Genomic DNA, 23,134 nt, shown 5'->3' with positions numbered 1-23,134 from the left:
GACACGGCAGCGGCTTGCGCCGCGCATGCCGCGCTCAATCGATCAGGCGGACTCGCCCAGCAACAGGTTGTCCTCGCTGATCTGGTCGTCCACCCACACCGCTCCCTGCTCGGCCATGACCGCCAACTGGTGTTCCAGTTCGCGCATCAACAGGCGCACGCCGGGCTTGTGGATGGCACTGCCATCGCGATAGATCACCCCGCCTGCGCGCGCCTGCGAGGGCTGCTGCAGCTGGAAGGCGCGCAGCTCGCCGCGTGCGATATCCCCGGCCACCATCATGCTCGGCATCACCGCGATGCTGTCGGTGCCGAGCAGGATCTCGCGGGTGAAGCTGGCCGAACTGGAACGCAGCTGATCGCGCGTGGCCAGCCCGTGCTCGCGCATCACCTGCGCCACGTCGCGCTCGACATGCTGGCTGAGTGTCGGCAGCACCTGGCGATACGCAGCGGCTTCGGCGATGCGCACCTGGCCGTTGGCAAACAGGGGGTGATCGCTGCGCGCCACCAGCGCGATCGGGTCCTGGTACAGCACCTTGCGGATCAACGCGTCGTAGCGGGCCAACGGATACAGCCGGCCCACCACCAGGTCGATCTCGTTACCGGCCAGCTTGGGCAGCAGTTCGTCGGTGCGTCCGTGCAGCAGGCGTACCCGCAGCGTGGGTTCGGCGCGATACAAGGCGGCCAGCACGGCCGGCAACAGGCCGCTGGCGGCGACCGGCAACGCGCCCACGGTGATGGTAAGCGCGTCGTCCTGCAGCAGCCCTTCGAAGGTGTCCTGCGCGCGGCGCAACTGGCCGAGCACGACATGCGCGGTCTGTACCAGCACCTCGCCCATCGCATTGGGGCGCACGCCGCGCGAATGGCGCTCGAACAGCGGCGCGCCGACGATCTCTTCGATCTCCTGCAGGGCACGCGTCAATGCGGGCTGGGTGACGTTCAACACGCGTGAGGCGCGGAGCAGGCTTTTCTGCCGGTCCAGCGCCTCGATGACACGTAGATGCCGGACCTTGATGCGGTGTTCGAAGAACACGGAGGACATGGTCATGGGGGTAGACCTTACGTTGGGAAGTCGGGGAATGCGGCGGGACGGCACCAGGCCGCCGCCTGCAGCTCAGCGTGCATCGGGTACACGCCGGGTCTGCATGAAATCTTCGAAGGATTCGCCACGCATGATGGCGTAGACCTGCAGATTGGTCATGCGCACCACGCGGGCAAATTTTTCGATGACGAAGAAGTTGGCGCCGTACTGCACCAGCCCGAGCCAGTCGCGTGCACGGATCAGCGCCTTTTCATGCTCGGTGAGGCCGGCTTCCTGCATCAGGGTTTCGGAATCTTCGAGAAAGCGATCGCGCCATGGGGCGCGGATCATATGCCAGAAGAATCGGTTGATGCGCAACGCGCGGTTGCTGGTGCGCAGATCGAACAGGTAAGTGCCGCCGATCTGCTCCATGCCCTGTACTTGCGGATTCATCGGCCGGCCCTCATGCAGCATTCGCGGTAGACGTGGCGTGCGCGAGCAACTGCGCCGAAGACGGCGCGTCAGCGGCTTCGACGCCCGGCTCGTACAACACTACCGTCATCGCGGTGGTGGTCATCAGGTAGTAGTTCTGATGCAGCTTGCGGATCGGCCCGCCCAGCGCGCCACGCATCGCCAGCCACATGATCTGCTCCACGCTCTCGGCGCCACCCAGGCGCACGTAATCGGTGTGGGTGAGATCGGTCAGCGTTTCCGGCGCATGCTGGAAGCGGTCCAGAAATTCCATGTCCCAGTCGGTGTTGTTGAAACCGGTGCGCTCGCCGTGGATCTGGTGCGACAGCCCGCCGGTGCCCACCACCACCACCCTGAGATCTTCCGGATAGGATTCGATCGCCCGCCGCACCGCCTGGCCCAGGCGGTAGCAGCGGCGCGCGGTCGGCAGCGGGTACTGCAGCACGTTGATCGCGATCGGCACCACCGTGCCCGGCCAGTCCGGCACGTGCGGCCACAGCAACGGCAGCGGCGCCGCGCAGCCATGGTCGATCGGCTTGTCCTGAAAGACAGTCAGATCGAACTCGTCGTTGACCAGACATTCGGCGATATGCGCCTGCAATTGCACATCGCCGCGGATCGGCGGCAGGTTGCGCAGCCCTGCGCCTTCGTCGGCCACCGGGAAGCGCTCGCCGATGCCCAGGGCGAAGGTCGGATACAGGTCGAAGAAGAACGTCGTGCAATGGTCGTTGTAGAAGAACACCAGCACGTCTACCTGCTGCTCGGCCAACCAGGCAGCCACCGGTGTGTAGCCGTCGAACAACGGCTTCCACAACGGATCCTGCTGTTTGCCCTTGTCGTAGGCCACCCCGATGGTGGGAACGTGCGAGGTTCCGATGCCGCCGATGATGCTTGCCATGCTGCACTCCTGCGATGCACGCCGGCCACTTTCCCTGGCCGGGTGCGCACCATTGATTGAGTCGAAATCCGTCCCGCCATGGGATCCCAACAACGCCGACCAGCCACTCCGGACCGCCAAAACGGTATCCTTGGGATCCAAAGTGCCACCAAGCGCTCTCATCTGCAAGGTTTTTATACCGGTTTTGCGAGTTTTCCCCGTCGAAGGAACGTGCGCTGCGGTACGGCGCGAGAGAATGGAGCCAATGGCGAACAACCACCGATTGCAAGCGGTCCAGCAGCTACGCGAACTGATCCTGTGCGGCACCTTCGCCCCCGGTGAGCGCATCACCGAGGCCGCGCTGGCCGAACGACTGGCCATCTCGCGCACCCCCATCCGTCAGGCCCTGCCGGCGCTGTGCCAGGAAGGCCTGCTGGTGCAGGCCGGCAACCGCGGCTATGCGGTGCGACGTTTCAGCCAGCAGGAAAGCCTGGACGCCCTGGCGGTGCGTGCCCTGATGGAAGGCATGGCCGCACGCGCCGTCGCCGAACAGGGCGCCTCGGCTGCGTTGCTGGCCACGCTGCATGCCTGTCTGGGCGAAGGCGACCGGATCCTGGCCTCGCGCAGCCTGGATGCCGACGACGAGCAGGCCTATGGCGCGATGAATGCCCGCTTCCACCGTGCCATCGTGGTGGCCGCCAACAAGCCGATCCTGACCGAGACCGTGGACCGGTGCACCGTGGTGCCCTTCGTCAGCCCGGTCAATGTGGTGTTCGGCCAACGCTCGCCCACCCTGGCCTACGACGATCTGTACTACGGGCATCGGCAGCACGGCGCCATCGTCTCGGCCATCGAACAACGCGATGGCGCGCGTGCCGAGCTGTTGTTCCGCGAGCATGCCAATACCCAGCGCCACAGCATGGGCATCTGACGCGCGCACGGGTTTGGCGCGGACAGCGTGCACTGGCGAGGCCTGGTCTGGCGCAGCAGCCTGCATAGCTCAGAACTCGAACGTAGGACTACCCGGGCTTGCGCTGCATGCAGCGTTGCCTGCATCCGTCTGCGCCGCAGCATGCACGCAGACCCGCCGGCGTGCATGCTGCGGATATGTGCGTGCTTCCACGTCAAAGGGAATGCACGAACATCAGGTTGACGCTGGTGCCGGCCACCGAGTTCTTCACCTCTACCGGCAGATAGACATTGAAATTCAGCAGGTTGTTGGCATCCAGCCGCCAGGACAGCCCCGGCCCGAGATAGAACTGCATGCGTTTGCTGTCGGGCACACGCTGCCCATTGGTGCGGTTGTCCTTCAGCTGCTGAAGGTAATACCCGTTGAAGCCCAGGCGCAGTTGCTCGCTGACCCTGACCGAGCTGGCCAGGTTGGCCCACAGCACATCGCCGGCCTGACCATTGCGAAAACGGAATCCCGGGATCGGCGGTACGCCGCCGGCGCGATCGGTGCGGAAATTGTAGAGATAGTTCAGCCGCATGCTGATCTCCCAGTTGTCGCTGGGCTGCACGGTGAACGCCCAATGCGGCGCCACCGACCAGAATCCGGTGCTCTGGTTGATCGCGACATCGCGATCGAACTTGCCCACCGGAGCGAACGCATCGATTGCGAAGCGCTGGAAGAACAGGACTCGTCCGTTGCGCATCACCGGGTCGATCTGCAGCGCCGGGCCGAAGGAAATGTCGCCCATCCCGAACCCGTTGCCGCGCAACTGCACGGGGCTGTCTGCGGCGAAGGACATGTCGTAATTGACCAGCGGCACGATCGCATTGAGGCTCAGCGACGCGCGCTTCCACCGATAGGGCGTGACGTAGATCAGCTGGGTCAGCAGGACGCTGACACCGACCTTGGGATCGCGGAAGGCGGCCGAATCGTCGCCGCGCGCGTCCTTGATCGCGTCGAAGTCGTAGTGGCGCAGATACTCGATCACCGTCCAGCCCGGCGTCGAGGAGCCGAAGCCATCGAGAAAACTCGTCCCGCCCAGGTTGATGCCCTGCGGCGGTGCAGCGGTTTCCGGCACCGCTTGTGCGGATGCCGCAACGGGCACGCCGGCGCCCAGCAGTGTCAGCAAGGTCAGGACACGGCGCCGGTACGACGGCAACCGTGGCGGTGCAACGGCACAACGGGCAGATGAGCTCACGCGTTCCACTAGGCGATTCTCCAATGCGATGGATGGATGACTGCGGCGCGACGTGGGGGAGGAAAGCGGTGCTGCGGTACGCGGCGGCGGCGAACGCGCCGTCTGTGCGTCGTTGAATGGGTTAGAGGCAGCGATCAGTCAGCGCCGATGCGCATCAGCAAGGCGCCAAGCCGCTGCTTGAACAACCAGCGCCCCTGCTCCAGTACCAGCACGTCGTCGAAACTGCCGAGCAACGCAGGCGATTGAGCCGTCCAGGGCGGCGCCGTCGAGGTGTCTGCAGCGGTGTACAGCAGGACCTTGCTGTGCGCATGCGCCAGGGTCGGCGACTGGATGCTGACCAGGGTGTTGAGCATCAGGTGACAGGTCGTCCGCGGCGGGCGGGCGCGGAACGATTGCAGAATCGCCTCGCGCCCGTGCACCGGCAGCTCCGGCGCACTGGGGCGGGCGAACACGCCGTCGGCAGTGAACAATGCGGCGAGCCCGTCGTGATCGTGTCGATCATTGAGCAGTGCGAATTGGCGAATCGCCTGCTCGCAGGCAATGATGATCGATGCATCGTTGGGCATGCAGCCTCCTCGGGGTGTTGCTGAAAAAACCGACACGCCTGGTCAGCGACGGCAGCGCACGCGCCGCCGGCCGGACCAGGCCGCCATCACGCGTCCTGCAGCCAGTCGCGCATTGCTGCACTGACGGCCGCGGGTGCTTCCAGCGGCGCCATATGCCCGCTGTTTTCGAAGACCACCAGCCGTGCGTGCGGGATCTGCCGCGCCATCTGCTGGTGCTGGGCCAAGGGGCTCCAGACGTCCTGCCGACCCACGCCCAGCAAGGTCGGGCAGCGGATCTGCGCCAGCACCGGCGCGGCATCGGGGCGCTCCAGCAGGGCTTCGATCTGGCCGGCGTAGGTCTGCACGCTATGCCGCTGCACCATCGCCATCAGTGGGTTCATCAGCCCGGCATCGGCGTGCCGGTCCGGATGCAGCATCGGCGGCAGCCATTGCCGTGCCAGCGCCTGCATGCCTTGCGTCTGCGCAAGCCGCACCAGCGCCGCGCGCTGCTCACGCTCGCCGTCGCGGCGTGGCGCAATACCGGTGTCCAGCAAGGCCAGGCGCTGCACGCGTTGCGGCGCCTGGCGCACGATTTCCAGCGCCACCCGCCCGCCCATCGAATGGCCCGCCACCGCGAACTGCGGCGGAGCGACGGCCAATACGTGTGCTGCCATCTGCACGATGCTGTCGAAGCCGGCGAAGTCCAGCACCTGCACCTCGGCCAGATCGCTCAGCGCCGCGCGTTGCGGCTGCCAGATGCTGGCGTCGCAGAGCAGGCCGCAGAGCAGCAGCAGGCCGGGCTTGGACGAACGGGTGGTGGAAGATGACATGGCTCGACTGTAGCCACGCCGGCTGCGCCCGTCGTATGGAACATGCTGCCCGCGCTATAAGCGGATCGACATACCAACACATGACCGACGCCATGCGCGTCGGCCGTCAGGCGATCACGCGCTGCCGGAAGCGCGCTTCCACAGAATATCGACCAGCGGCGGCAACGTGCCGGCCAGCCCGAGCACCGACCCGCGCAACAGGGTCAGATGCATGTCGTCGTTGGAAAACACCGTGTTGATCGCATCGAAGCCATAGGCGGCCACGGTGTTCTCGCTACGCCGGGTGCGCGCCCAGCGCTGCAGCCGATGCGGGGCGGCCCAGTCCGCACGCCTTGCCAGCGCATTGCGCACCTCATCGCGCAACGCAACGACATCGCGCAGGCCCAGATTGACGCCCTGCCCGGCCAGCGGATGCACCACGTGCGCGGCGTCGCCCAAGGTCAGCACGCGGCCGCTGACGTATTGCTCCACCAGTTGCCGTTGCAGCGGAAACGCCGTGCGCGCGGAGACCACACGCACCTGCCCCAGCCGCGCCGCGAAGGCCTGGGTCAGCTCGCGCGAGAAGTCGGCATCGTCCAGCGCCAGCACACGCGCGGCCTCGGCATCCGGCAAGGTCCATACGATCGAACTGCGGCCATCGGCGAACGGCAGGAATGCCAGCGGGCCGGTGGTCAGGAAACGCTGCCAGGCAGTGGCCTGATGCGGCTGTTCGGTCTCCACGAAGGCGACCACGCCGCGCTGCGCGTAGGCATGTCGCGACACCGGCAGACCGGCGAGCTCGCGCAAGGTGGATGCGGCGCCGTCGGCGGCGATGGCGAGCGCCGCTTCCAGGCGGCTGCCATCGTCCAGGCGCAGGCGCACGCTGTGTGCGTCCTGCTCCAGCTCGACCACGCGTGCCGGGCAATGCACCTCGATGCCGGCCGCATGCACGGCGGCCCACAGGCGATCGACCAGCACCGCGTGTTCGATGATCCAGCCGAGTTGTTCGCGGCCCAGGGTGTCGGTATCGAAGCTCAGCTCGCCACCACCGGCCGCATCCCAGACCCGCATGCGCCGGTACGGCTGCACGCGGGCAGCGCGTACCAAGGACCATACGCCCAGGCTGTCGAGTAACGCGGCATTGTCGGCGGCGAAGGCATAGACGCGCAGATCGGGCTGGTCGGCCCGCCAGCGCGCGGGCTCGCGGCCTTCGATCAGGGCCACGCTCAGGCCGGCATCGGCCAGCGCCAGCGCGCAGGCGGCACCGACCACGCCACCGCCAACGATCAAGGCATCACGATTACCACGACGGCTCATGCGACGCCCCTGCACAACTGCGGCACATCGCCCCGGAAACCCATCGCCCCGCCGACCAGCATCGACTGCAGCGGCGCCGCCTGCGAGGTGGCGAGCAGGCCGAGGCTGCGCAACGGCCGCAGCAACGGCGCCGGATTCCCCGTAAGCCGCGCCAGCCCGCTGGAAAACCCGATGGTCTGCTCGCGGTCCACGCGTCGGCGTGCCAGGTAACCGGCCAGCAATGCGCCGGCCCCGGCATCGCTGCGATCGTGCTCGATCAATTCGGCCAGCGTCAGTGCATCGCGCAAGCCGAGGTTGAAGCCTTGCGCGCCGATCGGATGCAGCGTCTGCGCGGCGTTGCCGAGCAGCACCACGCGCTCGGCAACCAACTCGTTGGCCAGCACCTGCACCAGCGGGTACGCGCTGCGCTCGCCGCTGGCGACAAAGCGCCCGGCGCGCCATCCAGCCGCCCGCTGCAACCTGGCCAGCCATCCGGTCTCGTCGAGCGCGGCCACCGCCTCGGCCTCGGCGCGCGCCACGCAGTGGATCGCGCCGTAATGGCGGTCGCCGCGCGGCAACAGCGCAGTCGGCCCGTGCTCGCCGAAGCGCTCCCAGGCGGTGCCATCCGGTGGGCGGGAGGCACGCACCCGCGCCACGAACAAGGTCTGCAGGAAGTCGTGCGCATCGCTGCCGATATGCAGCAGCTCGCGCACTGCGCTATGAGTGCCGTCGGCGCCCACCACCAGCCGGGCCTGCACGCGCTGCTCGCCATCGGCAGTGGCAATCCGCAGCGCGCGCAGACCGTCCTGCACCGGCTCGACCCCGATGCAGCGTGCCGGGCGATAGCGGCGCAACCGGGTCAGCTCGTCCAGGCGTGCCGCCAATGCCTCGCCGAAATCGCGCGCCACCACCACCTGGCCGAAGCTGTCGCGGCCGTAATCGGCCGCATCCAGCTGCACCCGGCCGAAGTCGCCGGCCCGGCTGACGTGGATGCGCCGGATCGGCCCGGGGGGGCTGCGCAGCTTGGCCATCACCCCCAGCACGCTCAGCGCATTGACGGTGGCAGCGGCAAAACTCAGGTTGCGCTGGTCGAACACCGCTGGCGGCGTGCCGGCCGGGGTGGCTTCCACCAGCCCGACATCCAGGCCGATGCGGTCCAGCGCAATCGCCAGGCTGGAGCCGACCAGGCCGCCGCCGACGATCAGAACGTCATGTGGATGTGTCATTGCCACATGATAAGCCTTCGCCCATGACCCGTTGCCGCGAGCGGGCGGGACAGCTTGCCGCGCCCTAGCTGGTCTGACGCGGCCGGCTGCTCGCGCAGGGAGCGCTGCCGGCCCTGGCCGGTGCAGGACGCATCCGGGCACCCACCGATTTGCGTCCGTCGTGTCCAGCAACGGGGGCGGCCAGGCGGGCCACCGCAAGGCCGCCAATGGCGCGGGCGTGCCGGGTTCCACGCTACACTCGCCAGCCTGTGATCCGGCCACCTCCGCGCATGACTCCTCGCTCGCACGACACCCTGGTTTTGAGTCTGCTTGCCGTCCTGATGGCGGCCACGCGGATCAATCACTTCGCGCCGATCCCCGACGCGTCCTGGGCGGTGTTCTTCATCGGCGGCTTCCATCTGGCCGCGCGCACCAGGCTGGCGTTCCCGCTGCTGATGCTGCTGGCAGTGGCGGTGGATTGGCTGGTGATCACCAGCCAGGGCCTGAGCTTCTGGCAGCACTACTGCGTGTCGCCGGCGTACTGGTGCCTGATCCCGGCGTATTTCGCGCTATGGGCCGGCGGCATGTGGCTGCGTCGGCAGTACCACGGCGCGCAGTGGAGCGCGCTGGCCCGGCTGGTGCCGGCGCTGTTGCTCTCGGTGGCGCTGTGCCAGTTGATCGCCCAGGGCAGCTTCTACTGGATCAGTGCCAGCGTGGCCGAGCCGACCGTGGCCGGCTGGTTCAAGAACTACACCGACTGGCTTGGGCCGTATCTGCGCAGCGCCGCGCTATATGTTGCCGCAGCCGCGGCGATCCAGGTGGCCGCCGAGCGCCTGACCAGCGCACCCGGCCAGACCCAGGCCGGCTGAGATGGGCAACCGGCTCTCGCGGATCTATACGCGCACCGGCGACGACGGCAGCACCGGGCTGGGCGACGGCAGCCGTACCGGCAAGGATGCGCTGCGGGTCAACGCCTACGGCACCGTGGACGAGGCCAATTCCGCCATCGGCGTGCTGCTGGCTGCCCCCGGCGTGCCGGAACCGATCGCCGGGCTGCTGACCACCATCCAGCACCAGTTGTTCGATCTGGGCGGCGAGCTGTGCATCCCCGGCCATGCCGCCATCGATAGCGCCGATATCGATGCGCTGGAGCGCCAGCTGGACCTTTTCAACGACACGCTGCCCCCGCTGAAGGAGTTCATCCTGCCGGCCGGGGGCGAGGCCGCTGCGCGCTGCCACCTGGCCCGCACCATCGTGCGCCGGGCCGAGCGCGAGACCGTTGCGCTATCGCGCCAGGAGACCGTGCGCAGCGAGGCGATCGGTTACCTGAACCGGCTGTCCGACCTGCTGTTCGTGCTGGCGCGCGTGCTGGCGCGCGCCGATGGCCAGCAGGAAGTGCTGTGGCGGCACGACCGCCGGCGCGGCTGACCTGCACATGGCACGGCGGAAAGGCTAGATTTGCCCCATGTTGGTCTTTACCCATCCCGCCTGCCTCGGGCACGACGCCGGCCCCGAGCATCCCGAAAGCCCCGCCCGCCTGGAAGCGGTGGTGGAGGCACTGCGCGACGCGTTCCCAGACCTGGACTGGCGCGAGGCGCCGCTGGCCAAGCTCGGCGACCTGTGCCGGGTGCACGAGCGAGAACAAGTCGACGCGGTGCTGGAAACCGCCTTCGAAGGCCACCACCGGCTCGACGTGGACACCGTGATGTCGCCCGGCTCGCGCGCGGCGGCGTTGCGCGCGGCCGGGGCCGGCATCGCCGCGGTGGACGCGGTGATGCAGGACGCCACCCGCACCGCCTTCTGCGCCGTGCGCCCACCCGGGCACCATGCCACCGCGCAGGTGTCGATGGGCTTTTGCCTGTTCAACAACATTGCCGTGGCCGCCGCGCATGCGCGCGACCGGCATGGGCTGGAACGGATCAGCATCGTCGATTTCGACGTCCACCACGGCAACGGCACGCAGGCGATCTTCGAGCGCGACCCGAGCGTGCAGTATCTCAGCACCCACCAGTCCGGGCTCTATCCGCACTCGGGCAGCGTTTACGAGCGCGGCATCGGCAACATTCACAACCTGCTGCTGCAACCAGGCAGCGACGGGCTGCGCTTCCGCAACGTGTGGGAAGACGAGATGCTGCCGCTGGTCGATGCCTTCCGCCCGCAGCTGATCCTGATCTCGGCCGGCTTCGATGCGCATCTGCGCGATCCGCTGGCCGATCTGATGCTCGATGCCGACGACTTCGCCTGGCTGACCGGCGCGCTGCGCACCCTGGCCGAGCGGCATGCCCGTGGCCGGGTGGTGTCCATGCTGGAAGGCGGCTACGACCTGCAGGCCTTGCGCGAAAGCAGCGTGGCGCACGTGGCCGCGCTGCGTTGAACCCTACCGGCGCCTTGCTCGCGCCCCCCATCGCGATGAACCTCGCCCTCCCGACCAGGGAGCTCTTCATTGCCCCTATGCGGGGTATACGGCAAGCTAGTCGCCATTTTATTGGTTGAATCACGCGTGCGCCGAGTTCTCCGCCTGCTGCCCCTGCCTTTGAGCATCGCCATCTGCCTCCCGGCCATGGCTGCCGACAAGCCGTTGAACTGGGGACTGTGCCCGGCCGTGGATCCGCTGCCAGGCTTCGACGGCGCGCCCGCCGCAGATGCCAAGGCCGCCGAGATGCGCCAGCAGTTGCCGACCGACATCGAAGGCGACCAGCTGTCCGGCACCAGCACCACCCCGCAGTACCAGGGCAATGTGGCGCTCAAGCGCGGCGACCAGTTCCTGGGCGCCGACAACCTGCGCATGGACACCGAGACCGGCAACTACATCGCCGAAGGCCATGTCCGCTACCAGGACACCTCCTTCCGCATGGTGGCCGACCGCGCCGAAGGCAATCAGGACACCGACGCCCACAAGGTCACCAACATCCAGTACCAGCTGGTGGACCGACGCGGCAACGGCGCGGCCGAGTCGGTGGACCTGCAGGGCCAGGTCGGGCAGATGCACCGCTCGACCTATACCACCTGCGATCCCTCGCAGCCGATCTGGCGCGTGCGCGCGCCGGAGATCGACGTCGACAACGAAGAAGGCTTCGGCACCGCCCGCAACGCCGTGCTGCAGATCGGCAAGGTGCCGGTGCTGTACTTCCCCTGGTTCAAGTTCCCGATCGACGACCGTCGCCAGACCGGCCTGCTGTTCCCGCAGTTCGGCCTGTCCGGTCGCAATGGCTTCGACTACCTGCAGCCGATCTACTTGAACCTGGCGCCGAACTACGACGCGACCCTGCTGCCGCGCTACATGAGCAAGCGCGGTTTCATGTTCGGCACCGAGTTCCGCTACCTGTACGAAGGCGGTCGCGGCGAGATCACCGGCAACTACCTGCCCAACGACAAGTTGCGCGACAAGGATCGCGGCAGCGTCTTCTATAGCGGCTATCACAACGTCAACAAGTACTGGCAGGCGCGCGCCAGCATCTCCTGGGTCAGCGACACCCGCTATGTGGAAGACTTCACCAGCCGCCTGAACGGCATGGGCTCGGCCTCCAGCCTGCAGAGCACCGTGGGCATCTACGGTACCGGCGAAACCTGGACCGCCGGCCTGATGGCCGATCGCTGGCAGCTGACCGACTACACGCTGGACGAGCAGGCACTGCCCTACAACCGCCAGCCGCGCGCGTATTTCACCTGGGACAAGCCATTCGGCATCTTCGAGGCCGGCGTGTACGCCGAAGCGGTGCGTTTCAACCACGACGACTCTTACTTTGTCAGGCCTCCGACCGACGGGAACACCAACGGCGACGACGGCGATGATTACGTACGCACCAACATCCGCAACAAGGAATACGGCAGCGGTTCGCGCTTTGACATCAAGCCCTATATCTCGATGCCGCTGTCCGGCGCAGCCTGGTTCTTCACTCCGACCGTGGCATGGCGCTACACCGCGTATCAGCTGGATTCGACGCTGGCCAACACCGCGCCGCTGACCGGCGACCGTTCTCCGTCGCGCAGCCTGCCGATCGCATCGGTGGACGCCGGTCTGTATTTCGACCGCGAGACCTCGGTATTCGGCACCAACTATCTCAACACGCTGGAACCGCGCATGTACTACCTGTACGTGCCGTACCGCGACCAGGACGATCTGCCGGTCTTCGATACCCGCCCGTTCACCTTCAGCTACGGGCAGTTGTTCCGCGACTCACGCTACACCGGCGCCGACCGTCAGAACGATGCCAACCAGCTGACCCTGGCAGTGACCTCGCGCTGGCTGCGCCAGGACGATGGCCGCGAGAAACTGTCGCTGAGTGCGGGGCAGATCCTGTACTTCAACGACTCGCTGGTCACCATCAACAACAGCACCAACACTGCCACGGGCGGCAGCGAGCAGCCGATCGAGCAGGGCAAATCCGCCTGGGTGGCCGACGCCAACTACATGATCAACGACCGCTGGTCGATGGGCGCCACCTATCAATGGAACCCGAATTCGCGCAAGGAAGATCTGGCCAGCCTGCGTACGCGCTACCTGCTCAACAACGACGGCATCATCAATCTGGCGTATCGCTACCGTCGCAACCTGATCGATGACAGCGACCAGCTCAAGCAGGCCGACTTCTCCTTCCTGTACCCGATCAACCCCAGCTGGAGTGCGGTCGGCCGTTATTACTACTCGCTGCTGGACCGCAAGCCACTGGAAATCATCGGTGGCGTGCAGTGGGACAGCTGCTGCCTGGCGGTGCGCGCGCTGGTGCGCCGGTTCGTGCGCAACCGCAATGGCGAGATGGACAACTCCATCCAGGTGGAGTTCGTGCTGAAGGGCCTGAGCTCGTTCGGGCAGAACACGGACCGCACTTTGCGCCGTGCTATTCTCGGCTATTACCGCGACGACCTGTACCTGGTCCCGCCCAGCAATACCACGACTAATCCGGACGATTACGATCCGAACTTGATTCCATGACCAAGCCTTTCTCTGTTGTTCTTGCCTCGCTGCTGGTACTCACCAGCACGCTCTCGCCGTTGGCCTCGGCACAGCAATCCCAGCCGCTGGATCGCATTGCCGCTATCGTCGATGAAGACGTGGTGCTGCAGAGCGAGCTCGATCGCGCCGTACGCAACGTCAAGTCGCAGTATGCCGGCCGGGAAAACCAGCTGCCGCCGGACGATGTCCTGCAGCGCCAGGTGCTGGAGCGTCTGGTTCTGGTCAAATTGCAGGTCGGTCGCGCCGATGGCAGCGGTATCCGCGTCAGCGACGAGGAACTCAACCGGGCAATCGCCAGCATCGCTCAGCAGAACGGCACCACCGTCGATGGCCTGCGCCAGAAACTGGCGGCCGACGGCATGGGCTATGGCGATTTCCGTGCTTCGGTGCGCGACGAAATCATCGTGCAGCGCCTGCGTCAGAGCTTTGCGCAGAGCCGCATCAGCGTGAGCGAAGGTGAAGTGGACACTGCGCTGGCGCAGCAGGCCACCACCGGCAGCCAATATCACCTGGCGCACATCCTGGTCGGCCTGCCGGAAGGCGCGACGGCCGACCAGATCGCCACCGGCCAGAAAAAGGTCGATGGCGTGAAGGCATTGATCGACAAGGGCGAGCTGGACTTCTCGGCAGCGGCAGTGCGGTATTCCGACAGCCCGAACGCGCTGGAAGGCGGCGACCTGGGCTGGCGCAGCCTGGACGAGATCCCCAACGCATTCGCCCAGCTGATCCGTGACATGCAGCCTGGTCAGGTCGCCGGTCCGTTGCGTGGCCCGAGCGGTTTCCAGTTGCTCAAGCTAGTGGAAATGCGCGACGCCAATGCCGGCGGCGAGAAGAAGCTGGTCACCGAATACAACGCACGCCATATCCTGGTGCGCATCAACGACAGCCAGACCGAGGCGCAGGCCAAGGCCAAGATCGACACGCTGCGTGCCCGCATCACCGGCGGCGCCGATTTCCAGGCTACCGCGAAGGAATCTTCCGAAGACACCAACAGCCGTGGCCAGGGTGGTGATCTGGGCTGGTTCCCGGCCGATGCGTTCGGCCCGGACTTCGGCAAGCAAGTCGAAGGCTTGGCCGATGGCGCGGTGTCCGAACCGTTCCGCACCCAGGCGGGCTGGCACATCGTGCAGCGCGTGGGCAGCCGTCAGACCGACGTCAGCGCCGAAAGCCAGCGTGCGCAGATCCGTGAAACGATCGGCCGCCGCAAGCTGGAAGAAGAGTACAACCGCTATCTGCAGGAACTGCGTGGCGAAGCCTACGTGAGCTTCCGCACCGGCGACCGCGCCGACGGCGATGCCAGTGCCGCTCCGGCCAAGCCAGCCGACCCTGCAGCGCCTGCCGCGCCGACGCCGCCGCCGGCACAGCCGACGCGCTGATTCGATGCTCCCGTCGCTCGCGCTGGTGCCAGGCGAGCCGGCCGGGATCGGGCCGGAACTGTGCGTCCGGCTCGCCCAGCGGCCGCGCTCGGATGCCCACCTGATCGCCTACGCCGACCCGGACACCCTGCACAGCGCCGCAAAGGCGCTGTCTTTGTCTGTGCGGCTGCTCGATCCGGACCAGCGCGCGCGCGCGCCCGGCGACCTGCCGCTGCATCCGATCCCTCAGGCGGTGCCGACCCGTTTCGGCACCGCGGACCCCGCCAATGCGTTGGCGGTCATTGCCGGCCTGCGTGGCGCTGCCGGCGACTGCCTGTCCGGCAAGCTGCAGGGCATCGTCACCGGCCCGGTGCACAAGGCGGTGATCAATGCCGGCGGCATTCCCTACACCGGCACCACCGAGCTGCTGGCCGAGCAGGCGGGCTGCCCGGTGGTGATGATGCTGGCCAATGCCATCGTGCGCGTCGCCCTGGTGACTACCCATCTGCCGCTGCGCGCAGTGGCCGATGCGATCACTGCCGACGCGGTGGCGCGCTGCCTGCGCATCACCGACGCCGCGATGCGACGCGACTTCGGCCTGGAGCGCCCGCGCATCGCGGTGCTGGGCCTCAATCCGCATGCCGGCGAAGATGGGCACCTGGGCCGGGAGGAACTGGACGTCATCATCCCGGTACTGGAGCAGCTGCGCGGCGGCGGCATGCAGCTGATCGGCCCGCTGCCGGCCGATACCGCATTCCTGCCGCAGAAGCTCAGCGGCTTCGATGCGGTGGTGGCGATGTATCACGACCAGGGCCTGCCGGTGCTCAAGTACAGCGGCTTCGAGCAGGCGGTCAACATCACGCTCGGCCTGCCCTATCCGCGCGTGGCGGTCGATCACGGCACCGCGCTGGAGCTGGCCGGGCGCGGTATCGCCGACCCCTCCAGCCTGATGGCGGCGACCGAGCTATGCGCGCGCCTGGCGGCACGCGGCTGAGCGGGACCTGATTGCCCGATCGACGGGGCGCAGCGTGCACGCAGCCCGTCTGGCGTGCCGGCGATGCGCAGAACCGGCACCGCGTGCAGGCGCTGCCACGTTAAACTGCGCACATGAATCATTCTTTCAGCGCACCGGCCAAGAAGTCGCTTGGCCAGCACTTTCTTGCCGACCGGTATTACATCGACCGCATCGTGCAGGCAGTGGACCCGCGCGCCGGCCAGCACCTGGTCGAAATCGGTCCTGGTCAGGGCGCGATCACCTTTCCGCTGCTGCGCAAGCACGGCGCACTGACCGTGATCGAATTCGACCGCGACCTGATCGCACCACTGACCGACGCGGCCGCACCGATCGGCGCGCTGAGCATCATCCATCGCGATGTGCTCAGTGTGGATTTCACTGCACTGGCCGATGGCACGCCGATCCGGCTGGTCGGCAACCTGCCCTACAACATCTCCTCGCCAATCCTGTTCCACGCGCTGGACCATGCCGGTGCGGTAGCCGACATGCACTTCATGCTGCAAAAGGAAGTGGTCGACCGCATGGCCGCCGGCCCCGGCAGCAAGGTGTACGGGCGCTTGAGCGTGATGCTGCAGGCGTATTGCGAGGTCACCGCACTGTTCGTGGTACCACCGGGCGCATTCCGGCCGCCGCCGAAGGTGGACTCGGCGGTGGTACGGCTGGTGCCGCGCGATCCGGCCACGGTGCAGATCAGGGATCGGCGGCGCTTTGCCGACGTGGTGCGCGCCGGTTTCGGCCAGCGTCGCAAGACCCTGCGCAATGCCTTGTCCAACGTCTGCGAGCCCGCCCACTTCGAGGCCGCGCAGGTGCGTCCGGATGCTCGCGCCGAACAACTCGAGGTCGCGGATTTCATCCGCCTGGCCAATGTCGAGCCGGCTTGAGCGCCGCTCCCACACGGTTTTATTTAGACTTTCCGCATGCACGATGATCCGCGCTACCGGGTCGAGGTCGAGGTGTCGCCCCGCTTCCTCGCCCATCAATCGACCCCCGACGAAGGCCGCTATGCCTTCGCCTACAGCATCCGCATCCAGAACGCGGGGGCCGTGCCTGCGCGCCTGATCGCGCGCCATTGGCAGATCACCGACGCCAACGGACGCACCGAACGGGTGGATGGCGAAGGCGTGGTCGGCGAACAGCCCTGGCTGCGTCCCGGCGAGGCGTTCAGTTACACCTCCGGCGTGCTGCTGGAGACCGAGCAGGGACAGATGCAAGGTCATTACGACATGGTGGCCGACGATGGCACCGAATTCACCGCCCCGATCGCCGCCTTCGTGCTGAGCGTACCCAGGACGCTGCACTGATGGATGCTGGACTGATGGAGCGCACGCGATGAGCGTCTGGGCAATTGGCGACCTGCAGGGGTGTTACGACATCACCCAGCGCCTGCTGGAAAAAATCAACTTCGACCCCGCGCAGGACACCCTGTGGTTCTGTGGCGACCTGGTCAACCGCGGCGGTCAATCGCTGGAAACGCTGCGCCTGGTGCATTCGCTGCGCGCGCATAGCGTGGTGGTGCTGGGCAACCATGACCTGTCGCTGCTGGCGATCGGCGCGCGTTCGGAAGAGGAACAGCGCAAGGTCAACCCGGATCTGCTGCGCATCGTGCTGGCCGAGGACCGCGACCTGCTGCTCGACTGGCTGCGGATGCAGAAGCTGGCGCACGTGGACCGCGAACTGGGCTGGATGATGATCCATGCCGGGCTGGCGCCGAAATGGACCACGCAGATGGCCGAGAAACATGCGCGCGAGGTCGAGCAGCAACTGCAGGGCGGCGGCTATCGCAAACTGCTGCGCAACATGTACGGCGATCAGCCGGGCTGGTCGCCGGGCCTGAGCGGGTACGACCGCAGCCGCGCAATCATCAACCTGTTCACGCGAATGCGCTATTGCACCCCGCGCGGGCGCATCGCCACCGACGACAAGGGCACGCCGGGTACCCAGGCGCAGGGCCTGTATCCCTGGTTCGAAGTACCGGGCCGGGTCGAGCGCGATCTCAAGATCGTCTGTGGGCATTGGTCCGCACTCGGGCTGACCATCACCCAGGGCGTGCATGCCATCGATACCGGTGCGGTATGGGGCGGCAAGCTCACCGCCTTGCAGCTGGATACCGACGAACTGCGCGTGGTGCAGGTGCCGGGAATCCCGATCACGCAGCCGCAGAAGACCGCACAGCGCAGCCGGCCACCGCGCCGCCGGCAACGCCAGCGCGGCGGTGGCGGAGACAATGCGAACGCAGGCACCGGCTCCGCCGCTTCCAGTGCCGCCCCGCCCGCTGCCACTGCGGACTAAGTAACGGGCGTGGCGGCGCACTGCCGCAGCATGCCGGGGTAATGCCTCGGCGCTTGCGAATCAGCCTGATCCTGCATCCGCCACGTGACTGGCACGCTTGCACATTGGGCCTTTCGGCACGCAAGCGCATCGATTTGCATCGCTGTCTCGAAACCGCCGGACTGGCATGCCCCCGGCAGCACCATCGTGCGTGCGCGGCTAAGTGAGCTCAGCGCCGCTGATAGTCCACGTAATCGAATGCGAAGGCATGCCGCGCATCGGCCGCATGCGACGCGCGTTGCACCGGTTCCCACACGGCTGGGTCGATCGGTGGAAAGTAGGTGTCGGCCCGTTCCACGGTGGTGTCCACTTCGGTGACAGCTAGCAGGTCCGCACGCTCCATGGTCAGGCGATAGACCTCGCCGCCACCGATCACGCACAGCTCCTGTGCACCTGCTGCCTCGGCCTGCGCAATCGCCTCATCGAGCGACGCCACCGCCTGCATGTCTGCGAACGGCACCTGCCCCGAACGCGTCAGCACCAGGTTCAATCGCCCCGGCAAGGCACGCCCCAGCGACTGCGCGGTCTTGCGCCCCATCAGGATCGGCTTGCCCACGGTCAGCGCCTTGAAGCGCTTGAGATCGTCCGGCAACTTCCACGGCAATTCGTTGTCGCGGCCGATGGCGTTGTTGCGGTCGAAGGCGACGATCAGGATAAGTTTCATGCAGCGGACGATATCCCTTTGAACATCAAATCAATGTGTGGCACCACTCAGCCAGTGAAGCGACGCTCACACCGCCACCGGCGCCTTGATTGCCGGATGCGGGTCGTAACCCTCGATGGCGATGTCCTCGAAGCGGAACGCGAACAAGTCGGTCACGGCGGGATTCAGGCGCAGGCACGGCAGCGCGCGCGGTGTGCGGGTCAGTTGCTCGCGCGCCTGCGCGAAGTGATTCGAATACAGGTGCGCATCGCCCAGCGTGTGCACGAAATCGCCCACGCCCAGGCCGGTGGCCTGCGCCACCATATGCGTCAGCAGTGCATAGCTGGCGATATTGAACGGCACGCCGAGAAAGATGTCGCCGCTGCGCTGATACAGCTGGCAGCTGAGCTTGCCGTTCACCACATAGAACTGGAACAGGCTGTGGCACGGCATCAAGGCCATCTGCGGCAGCTCGCCGACATTCCAGGCGCTGACCACCAGCCGGCGCGAATCCGGGTTGCGCTTGATCTCGTCCACCAGCCATTGCATCTGGTCGATCTCGACGCCGTCCGGGCCGGTCCAGCGCCGCCACTGCTTACCGTAGACCGGGCCGAGATCGCCGTTGTCGTCGGCCCATTCGTCCCAGATGCGGACCTGGTGGTCCTTGAGATAGCCGATGTTGGTGTCGCCCTGCAGGAACCACAGCAGCTCATGGATGATCGAGCGCAGGTGCAGCTTCTTGGTGGTGACCAGCGGAAAGCCATCGTTGAGGTCGAAGCGCATCTGCCAGCCGAACACGCTGCGCGTGCCGGTACCGGTGCGATCGGACTTCTCGGCGCCGTGTTCCAGCACATGCTGCAGCAGGTCCAGATAGGGCTTCACTTGGCCGCCTCCGCGCCCGCGGTCTGCGCCAGCATCGGCTGCAGCACTGGCGCGCGGCGCGACATCGCCAGCAACACCAGGCCGCCGATGATCAACGGCAGGCTCAGGATCTGCCCCATCGTCAGCCAGTTGAAGGCCAGGTAGCCGATCGGTGCGTCCGGCACGCGCACGAATTCCACGATGAAACGGAACACGCCGTACAGCAGCGCGAACATCCCCGACACCGCATAGCGTGCGCGCGGCTTCATCGAGAAGGTCCACAGCACCACGAACATCACCACCCCTTCCAGCGCCGCCTCGTAGAGCTGCGAAGGATGCCGCGCGAACTGGTTCAACGCACCGGCGGCGTACTGCGCCTGGAGTTCTGCCGGCAACTTGCCGGCCAGTTCCGGTGCAAGCGGGAAGATCACGCCCCAGCCGGCATCGGTGAACTTGCCCCACAGCTCGCCGCCGACGAAATTGCCGAGCCTCCCGAAGCCCAGGCCCAGCGGCACCAGCGGCGCCACGAAATCCATCACGTCGAAGAAGTGCAGCCGGTGCTTGCGCGCCCACAGCCCGCAGGCGATCAGCACGCCCAGCAGGCCGCCGTGGAAGCTCATGCCGCCCTGCCACACCTTGAACAGGATCAACGGGTTGGCCAGCAGGCTGTCGAACGCATAGAACAGCATGTAGCCGATGCGCCCGCCCAGCACCACGCCGAGCATGCCGTAGAACAACAGGTCGGAAAATCCGTCCATGTCCACGCCCGGCAGGCGGCCGCGCAGGATGCGCGAGCGCCCCAGCGCCCAGGCAGAGAAGAATGCGGCCAGGTACATCAACCCGTACCAGTGCACCTGCACCGGTCCAAGCGAGAAGGCGATGGGGTCGATGGCGTGCAGATAGATCATGCGGACCGCGGATCACGAAAAAGCGAGGCGTCTATTCTGACACCTCGCACGCGTTCAGCCTAAGAGCTGGGGACGATCGGGCAGCTCATCTTCATGCTGGGAGCCGGCAGCGGCAGGAAAATGCTCGGTCAACAGCTCGGTTACCGCCTCGATCCCGGCCAGCACCGCCGCCTCGTGCTCGCCCTCGCGCAGGAACTGCTGCATGCGCCGGCACACCTCGGCCCACTGCGCTTCCGGCACCCGGCTGCGCAGCCCACGGTCGGCGACCACTTCGATGGCGTGGTCGGCCAGCAGCAGATACAGCAGCACCCCGTTGTTGGCTTCGGTGTCCCAGGTGCGCAATTGCGCGAAGGCCTGCTCGGCACGCTGGCGCGCGGTGTGCCCGCGCCATAGCGCGTCCAGCGGCAGGTCGGCTTCCACCGCCACCATGACCTGGCCAGTATGGGTGCGCTCGCTGGCGGCAACCGCCGCGGCGATCGCGTCCATGCAGCCGGCCGGGAAACTGCGCTGCGCCGAGGGCGCGAAGACATGCCTGAGCCACCGCATTACCAGCTCCCCGAGGCGCCACCGCCTCCCGATGATCCGCCACCACCACCCCAGCCGCCGCCGAAACCGCCGCGGCCACCGCCTCCAAAGCCACCGAATCCGCCACCGCCCCAGCCACCGCCGCCGACAAAGCGCCCCGGCGAACCGGACGCCAGACCGGCCAGCAGCCCGATCACCGCAGCGCCGGCGCTGGCGAACAGCAGCGAGGTAAACAGCAAGGCGGCGCCACCGGCGGCGACGCCGGTCAGCAGCGCGCGCAGCGGCCGTGGCAGGGCACCAAGAATGCCGCGCGCCACCATCGCGACCACAAAACCGATGAACAAGGCCATTATCCAGCCGCCGCCACCCGAGCCATTGCCCGCGCCGCCATCGGCGTGCCCGCTGACCGGCGCGGGCAAGGCCTCGCCCTCGATCAGGCCGGCCAGCGTCGCAGTCGCCGCACTGATGCCACCGGCGTAGTCGCCCTCACGGAAGCGCGGCGCCAGATACTCCTGGATGATGCGGTTGGCCGTGATGTCGGGGATCGCACCTTCCAGGCCGTAGCCGGGCTGGATCCGCACCCGGCGGTCGTCCTTGGCCACCAGCAGCAACACACCGTCGTCCACGCCCTTGCGGCCGATCTTCCACTGGTCGAACACGCGCTGGGTGTACTGCTCGATCGCCTCCGGCTGCGTGGTCGGCACGATCAGGACCTGCAACTGCGCGCCCTTGCGCTGCTGCAAGGCCAGCGCCTGCTGCTCGAGTTGCCGGGTCTGCGTGGCGTCCAATGTGCCGGTGGTATCGACCACGGGCGAGTGCAGTGGCGGAATGGCTGCCAGATCCTGCGCCAGGAGCGAGGCCGGCAACAGCAACAGCGCCAACATCCAGAACACCTGCATGTAGTTCTTCCGCATTCGCAACTCCTGGCTGATTAGCACTGACACGTCATCGGCACTGGCTTGACTGATGCTTCTCCCTGCGGGAGAAGCTGCCCGAAGGGGCGGATGAGGATGCGAGCGAAGCTTCGTGTGAATGAATAACGCACAGGTTTCGCCTAGTACCCTCCCCCGCACCGCGCCCCAGCCCTCGTTAGCAGCGTGGCCGCTCCAAGGCACGTGCGCCAGCGGCGCGCAAGCCGTGCCTTATCGCCCCCAAGGCAGAGAGGCTTGATGTGCCGCTCCTGAAAGTTGGCATTGATCCAACTGACGATCGATGGGTTGCCATCGCAAACCTAACGATTGCCTCGACATGCCGTGCGGCATATTGCGCAGTATTTGGTACTGCGCAAATTGCATGTGTTTACTGCGCGGGCTGCGGTTGCTGCGCGGGCTGCTGCTGCGGCGCCTGCTGATTACCGAAATCCACCTGCGGTGCGCGCGAAATCTGCGCCTCGTTTTCCACGCTGAAATTGGGCTTGGGTTGGTAGCCGAAGATCTTGGCGGTGATCACCTGCGGAAACGAACGGATGTAGGTGTTGTACTCCTGCACCGTCTGGATGTAGCGACCGCGCGCCACGGTGATGCGGTTTTCGGTGCCTTCCAGCTGCACCTGCAGATCGCGGAACGACTGGTCGGATTTCAGCTGCGGATAGTTTTCGCTGACCACCAACAGGCGCGACAGTGCGCTGCCGAGTTCGCCCTGCGCCTGCTGGAACTGCTTGAGCGAGGCTTCGTCGTCGGCATTCACCTGGATCTGCCCGACCCGCGAGCGCGCATTGGTCACCTCGGTCAGCACCTGGCGCTCCTGCTGGGCATAGCCCTGCACGGTGCGCACCAGATTGGGAATCAGGTCGGCGCGACGCTGATATTGATTCAGCACCTCCGACCAACCTGCCTTGACGCCTTCTTCCTTCTGCTGGATCGCGTTGTAGCCGCAACCGGACAGCGAGACGGTCAGGATCAGCAACACCAGGGCGCGAATCAGGACGGGCATGCAGGCGATTCCGTTGAAAGAGAGCCGCAGCATGCCACGCGGCGAGTCAAGCCGGCATGCACGCGTGCGCCTGGCAGGCGATTCGGCCAGGCATGATGACGCCCGGCCATCGGCAGAAGCAGTCGCTGCATGCCGCGTGACAGGTTGATACGTCAGCTGGCGCGATCCGGTGCGCCCCATCGCAACGAAGGTCTCCATGCACCTGCCAATCCAGTCGCCTACAGAAGCCGACTGGCGGCTGCG

At 66.6% G+C, this 23,134-nt stretch carries 24 protein-coding genes; 10 read left to right on the top strand and 14 right to left on the bottom strand.

The window, feature by feature from the left end; translation table 11 throughout:
• Nucleotides 1–42 precede the first annotated feature (42 nt).
• The 3 genes from AC1PLS_RS04500 to AC1PLS_RS04490 all read right to left on the bottom strand — a co-directional run bounded on the left by AC1PLS_RS04500 (nt 43) and on the right by AC1PLS_RS04490 (nt 2,386).
• The gene (locus AC1PLS_RS04500) at nt 43–1,044 is read right to left on the bottom strand and encodes a LysR substrate-binding domain-containing protein (protein ID WP_016900751.1); all 1,002 of its coding nucleotides are present in this window, start codon (nt 1,042–1,044) and stop codon (nt 43–45) included.
• A 66-nt stretch (nt 1,045–1,110) separates the two neighbouring features.
• Nucleotides 1,111–1,470 (bottom strand): protocatechuate 3,4-dioxygenase subunit alpha, encoded by a 360-nt coding sequence (locus AC1PLS_RS04495; RefSeq protein ID WP_016900752.1) that lies wholly within the window; start codon nt 1,468–1,470, stop codon nt 1,111–1,113.
• 10 nt (nt 1,471–1,480) lie between these two features.
• Complete coding sequence (locus AC1PLS_RS04490; protein ID WP_184432025.1) at nt 1,481–2,386, bottom strand: gallate dioxygenase; 906 nt, start codon at nt 2,384–2,386, stop codon at nt 1,481–1,483.
• A 235-nt stretch (nt 2,387–2,621) separates the two neighbouring features.
• Between AC1PLS_RS04490 and AC1PLS_RS04485 the strand changes: the two genes are divergently transcribed.
• Nucleotides 2,622–3,296, top strand: a complete 675-nt coding sequence (locus AC1PLS_RS04485) for a GntR family transcriptional regulator (protein WP_024938271.1) — start codon at nt 2,622–2,624, stop codon at nt 3,294–3,296.
• Between the two features lie 193 nt (nt 3,297–3,489).
• Here the strand turns inward: AC1PLS_RS04485 and AC1PLS_RS04480 are convergent, their stop codons facing one another.
• The 5 genes from AC1PLS_RS04480 to ubiH form a co-directional block, all read right to left on the bottom strand.
• Nucleotides 3,490–4,524, bottom strand: coding sequence for a SphA family protein (locus AC1PLS_RS04480; protein ID WP_184432027.1), 1,035 nt, complete (start codon nt 4,522–4,524; stop codon nt 3,490–3,492).
• 125 nt (nt 4,525–4,649) lie between these two features.
• Complete coding sequence (locus AC1PLS_RS04475) at nt 4,650–5,081, bottom strand: nuclear transport factor 2 family protein (protein WP_104577232.1); 432 nt, start codon at nt 5,079–5,081, stop codon at nt 4,650–4,652.
• Nucleotides 5,082–5,167: 86 nt separating this feature from the next.
• Nucleotides 5,168–5,890, bottom strand: a complete 723-nt coding sequence (locus tag AC1PLS_RS04470) for an alpha/beta fold hydrolase (protein ID WP_054591364.1) — start codon at nt 5,888–5,890, stop codon at nt 5,168–5,170.
• Between the two features lie 114 nt (nt 5,891–6,004).
• Nucleotides 6,005–7,186, bottom strand: a complete 1,182-nt coding sequence (locus AC1PLS_RS04465; RefSeq protein WP_184432029.1) for a UbiH/UbiF family hydroxylase — start codon at nt 7,184–7,186, stop codon at nt 6,005–6,007.
• Complete coding sequence (gene ubiH, locus AC1PLS_RS04460) at nt 7,183–8,391, bottom strand: 2-octaprenyl-6-methoxyphenyl hydroxylase (RefSeq protein ID WP_184432032.1); 1,209 nt, start codon at nt 8,389–8,391, stop codon at nt 7,183–7,185. The genes AC1PLS_RS04465 and ubiH overlap by 4 nt, the downstream gene beginning before the upstream one ends.
• A gap of 269 nt (nt 8,392–8,660) precedes the next feature.
• On the opposite strand from ubiH, the gene AC1PLS_RS04455 reads away from it, so the two are divergent.
• From AC1PLS_RS04455 to AC1PLS_RS04415, 9 genes are all read left to right on the top strand, one after another.
• A complete protein-coding gene (locus tag AC1PLS_RS04455; RefSeq protein ID WP_184432034.1) occupies nt 8,661–9,239 on the top strand; it encodes a hypothetical protein in 579 nt (192 codons plus the stop codon).
• Between the two features lies 1 nt (nt 9,240).
• Nucleotides 9,241–9,798, top strand: coding sequence for a cob(I)yrinic acid a,c-diamide adenosyltransferase (locus AC1PLS_RS04450; protein ID WP_024938278.1), 558 nt, complete (start codon nt 9,241–9,243; stop codon nt 9,796–9,798).
• A gap of 37 nt (nt 9,799–9,835) precedes the next feature.
• Nucleotides 9,836–10,744, top strand: a complete 909-nt coding sequence (locus AC1PLS_RS04445; RefSeq protein ID WP_046345757.1) for a histone deacetylase family protein — start codon at nt 9,836–9,838, stop codon at nt 10,742–10,744.
• Between the two features lie 126 nt (nt 10,745–10,870).
• Nucleotides 10,871–13,303, top strand: a complete 2,433-nt coding sequence (gene lptD / locus AC1PLS_RS04440; RefSeq protein WP_024938280.1) for an LPS-assembly protein LptD — start codon at nt 10,871–10,873, stop codon at nt 13,301–13,303.
• Nucleotides 13,300–14,700: a peptidylprolyl isomerase gene (locus AC1PLS_RS04435; RefSeq protein ID WP_184432036.1), complete on the top strand. Its 1,401-nt coding sequence runs from the start codon at nt 13,300–13,302 to the stop codon at nt 14,698–14,700. Before lptD ends, AC1PLS_RS04435 begins: the two co-directional genes overlap by 4 nt.
• A gap of 4 nt (nt 14,701–14,704) precedes the next feature.
• Entirely contained in the window at nt 14,705–15,673 is a 969-nt protein-coding gene (gene pdxA, locus AC1PLS_RS04430) for a 4-hydroxythreonine-4-phosphate dehydrogenase PdxA (RefSeq protein ID WP_184432038.1), read from the top strand.
• A 113-nt stretch (nt 15,674–15,786) separates the two neighbouring features.
• Nucleotides 15,787–16,575, top strand: coding sequence for a 16S rRNA (adenine(1518)-N(6)/adenine(1519)-N(6))-dimethyltransferase RsmA (rsmA, locus tag AC1PLS_RS04425; RefSeq protein WP_024938283.1), 789 nt, complete (start codon nt 15,787–15,789; stop codon nt 16,573–16,575).
• A gap of 36 nt (nt 16,576–16,611) precedes the next feature.
• Nucleotides 16,612–16,995 (top strand): Co2+/Mg2+ efflux protein ApaG, encoded by a 384-nt coding sequence (gene apaG, locus AC1PLS_RS04420; RefSeq protein WP_039523655.1) that lies wholly within the window; start codon nt 16,612–16,614, stop codon nt 16,993–16,995.
• 28 nt (nt 16,996–17,023) lie between these two features.
• Entirely contained in the window at nt 17,024–17,983 is a 960-nt protein-coding gene (locus AC1PLS_RS04415; protein ID WP_184432040.1) for a symmetrical bis(5'-nucleosyl)-tetraphosphatase, read from the top strand.
• A gap of 208 nt (nt 17,984–18,191) precedes the next feature.
• Here the strand turns inward: AC1PLS_RS04415 and AC1PLS_RS04410 are convergent, their stop codons facing one another.
• The 6 genes from AC1PLS_RS04410 to AC1PLS_RS04385 all read right to left on the bottom strand — a co-directional run bounded on the left by AC1PLS_RS04410 (nt 18,192) and on the right by AC1PLS_RS04385 (nt 22,891).
• Entirely contained in the window at nt 18,192–18,686 is a 495-nt protein-coding gene (locus AC1PLS_RS04410) for a dihydrofolate reductase (RefSeq protein ID WP_154831499.1), read from the bottom strand.
• Nucleotides 18,687–18,752: 66 nt separating this feature from the next.
• Nucleotides 18,753–19,547, bottom strand: a complete 795-nt coding sequence (locus AC1PLS_RS04405; RefSeq protein WP_481104248.1) for a thymidylate synthase — start codon at nt 19,545–19,547, stop codon at nt 18,753–18,755.
• Complete coding sequence (gene lgt / locus AC1PLS_RS04400; protein ID WP_024938288.1) at nt 19,544–20,434, bottom strand: prolipoprotein diacylglyceryl transferase; 891 nt, start codon at nt 20,432–20,434, stop codon at nt 19,544–19,546. The genes AC1PLS_RS04405 and lgt overlap by 4 nt, the downstream gene beginning before the upstream one ends.
• A 54-nt stretch (nt 20,435–20,488) precedes the next feature.
• Nucleotides 20,489–20,980 carry a TPM domain-containing protein gene (locus tag AC1PLS_RS04395; RefSeq protein ID WP_024938289.1) on the bottom strand — a complete coding sequence of 164 codons (492 nt, stop codon included), beginning with the start codon at nt 20,978–20,980 and terminating at the stop codon, nt 20,489–20,491.
• Nucleotides 20,980–21,873 carry a TPM domain-containing protein gene (locus AC1PLS_RS04390; protein WP_184432044.1) on the bottom strand — a complete coding sequence of 298 codons (894 nt, stop codon included), beginning with the start codon at nt 21,871–21,873 and terminating at the stop codon, nt 20,980–20,982. Before AC1PLS_RS04390 ends, AC1PLS_RS04395 begins: the two co-directional genes overlap by 1 nt.
• Nucleotides 21,874–22,258: 385 nt before the next feature.
• Nucleotides 22,259–22,891, bottom strand: coding sequence for a LemA family protein (locus tag AC1PLS_RS04385; RefSeq protein ID WP_046346231.1), 633 nt, complete (start codon nt 22,889–22,891; stop codon nt 22,259–22,261).
• Nucleotides 22,892–23,134 lie beyond the last annotated feature (243 nt).

It is taken from the genome of Xanthomonas sp. NCPPB 3218 (assembly GCF_056725185.1).
This window is presented reverse-complemented; position numbering and strand designations above follow the sequence as displayed.

Coding starts and splice junctions, on each gene's coding strand:
- AC1PLS_RS04485 (WP_024938271.1), top strand. CDS start 2,622: ATGGAGCCAATGGCGAACAACCACCGATTGCAAGCGGTCCAGCAGCTA.
- AC1PLS_RS04500 (WP_016900751.1), bottom strand. CDS start 1,044: ATGACCATGTCCTCCGTGTTCTTCGAACACCGCATCAAGGTCCGGCAT.
- AC1PLS_RS04475 (WP_104577232.1), bottom strand. CDS start 5,081: ATGCCCAACGATGCATCGATCATCATTGCCTGCGAGCAGGCGATTCGC.
- ubiH (WP_184432032.1), bottom strand. CDS start 8,391: ATGACACATCCACATGACGTTCTGATCGTCGGCGGCGGCCTGGTCGGC.
- AC1PLS_RS04470 (WP_054591364.1), bottom strand. CDS start 5,890: ATGTCATCTTCCACCACCCGTTCGTCCAAGCCCGGCCTGCTGCTGCTC.
- AC1PLS_RS04490 (WP_184432025.1), bottom strand. CDS start 2,386: ATGGCAAGCATCATCGGCGGCATCGGAACCTCGCACGTTCCCACCATC.
- AC1PLS_RS04390 (WP_184432044.1), bottom strand. CDS start 21,873: ATGCGGAAGAACTACATGCAGGTGTTCTGGATGTTGGCGCTGTTGCTG.
- AC1PLS_RS04410 (WP_154831499.1), bottom strand. CDS start 18,686: ATGAAACTTATCCTGATCGTCGCCTTCGACCGCAACAACGCCATCGGC.
- pdxA (WP_184432038.1), top strand. CDS start 14,705: ATGCTCCCGTCGCTCGCGCTGGTGCCAGGCGAGCCGGCCGGGATCGGG.
- AC1PLS_RS04495 (WP_016900752.1), bottom strand. CDS start 1,470: ATGAATCCGCAAGTACAGGGCATGGAGCAGATCGGCGGCACTTACCTG.
- rsmA (WP_024938283.1), top strand. CDS start 15,787: ATGAATCATTCTTTCAGCGCACCGGCCAAGAAGTCGCTTGGCCAGCAC.
- AC1PLS_RS04465 (WP_184432029.1), bottom strand. CDS start 7,186: ATGAGCCGTCGTGGTAATCGTGATGCCTTGATCGTTGGCGGTGGCGTG.
- AC1PLS_RS04395 (WP_024938289.1), bottom strand. CDS start 20,980: ATGCGGTGGCTCAGGCATGTCTTCGCGCCCTCGGCGCAGCGCAGTTTC.
- AC1PLS_RS04450 (WP_024938278.1), top strand. CDS start 9,241: ATGGGCAACCGGCTCTCGCGGATCTATACGCGCACCGGCGACGACGGC.
- AC1PLS_RS04385 (WP_046346231.1), bottom strand. CDS start 22,891: ATGCCCGTCCTGATTCGCGCCCTGGTGTTGCTGATCCTGACCGTCTCG.
- AC1PLS_RS04415 (WP_184432040.1), top strand. CDS start 17,024: ATGAGCGTCTGGGCAATTGGCGACCTGCAGGGGTGTTACGACATCACC.
- AC1PLS_RS04435 (WP_184432036.1), top strand. CDS start 13,300: ATGACCAAGCCTTTCTCTGTTGTTCTTGCCTCGCTGCTGGTACTCACC.
- lgt (WP_024938288.1), bottom strand. CDS start 20,434: ATGATCTATCTGCACGCCATCGACCCCATCGCCTTCTCGCTTGGACCG.
- AC1PLS_RS04455 (WP_184432034.1), top strand. CDS start 8,661: ATGACTCCTCGCTCGCACGACACCCTGGTTTTGAGTCTGCTTGCCGTC.
- apaG (WP_039523655.1), top strand. CDS start 16,612: ATGCACGATGATCCGCGCTACCGGGTCGAGGTCGAGGTGTCGCCCCGC.
- AC1PLS_RS04445 (WP_046345757.1), top strand. CDS start 9,836: ATGTTGGTCTTTACCCATCCCGCCTGCCTCGGGCACGACGCCGGCCCC.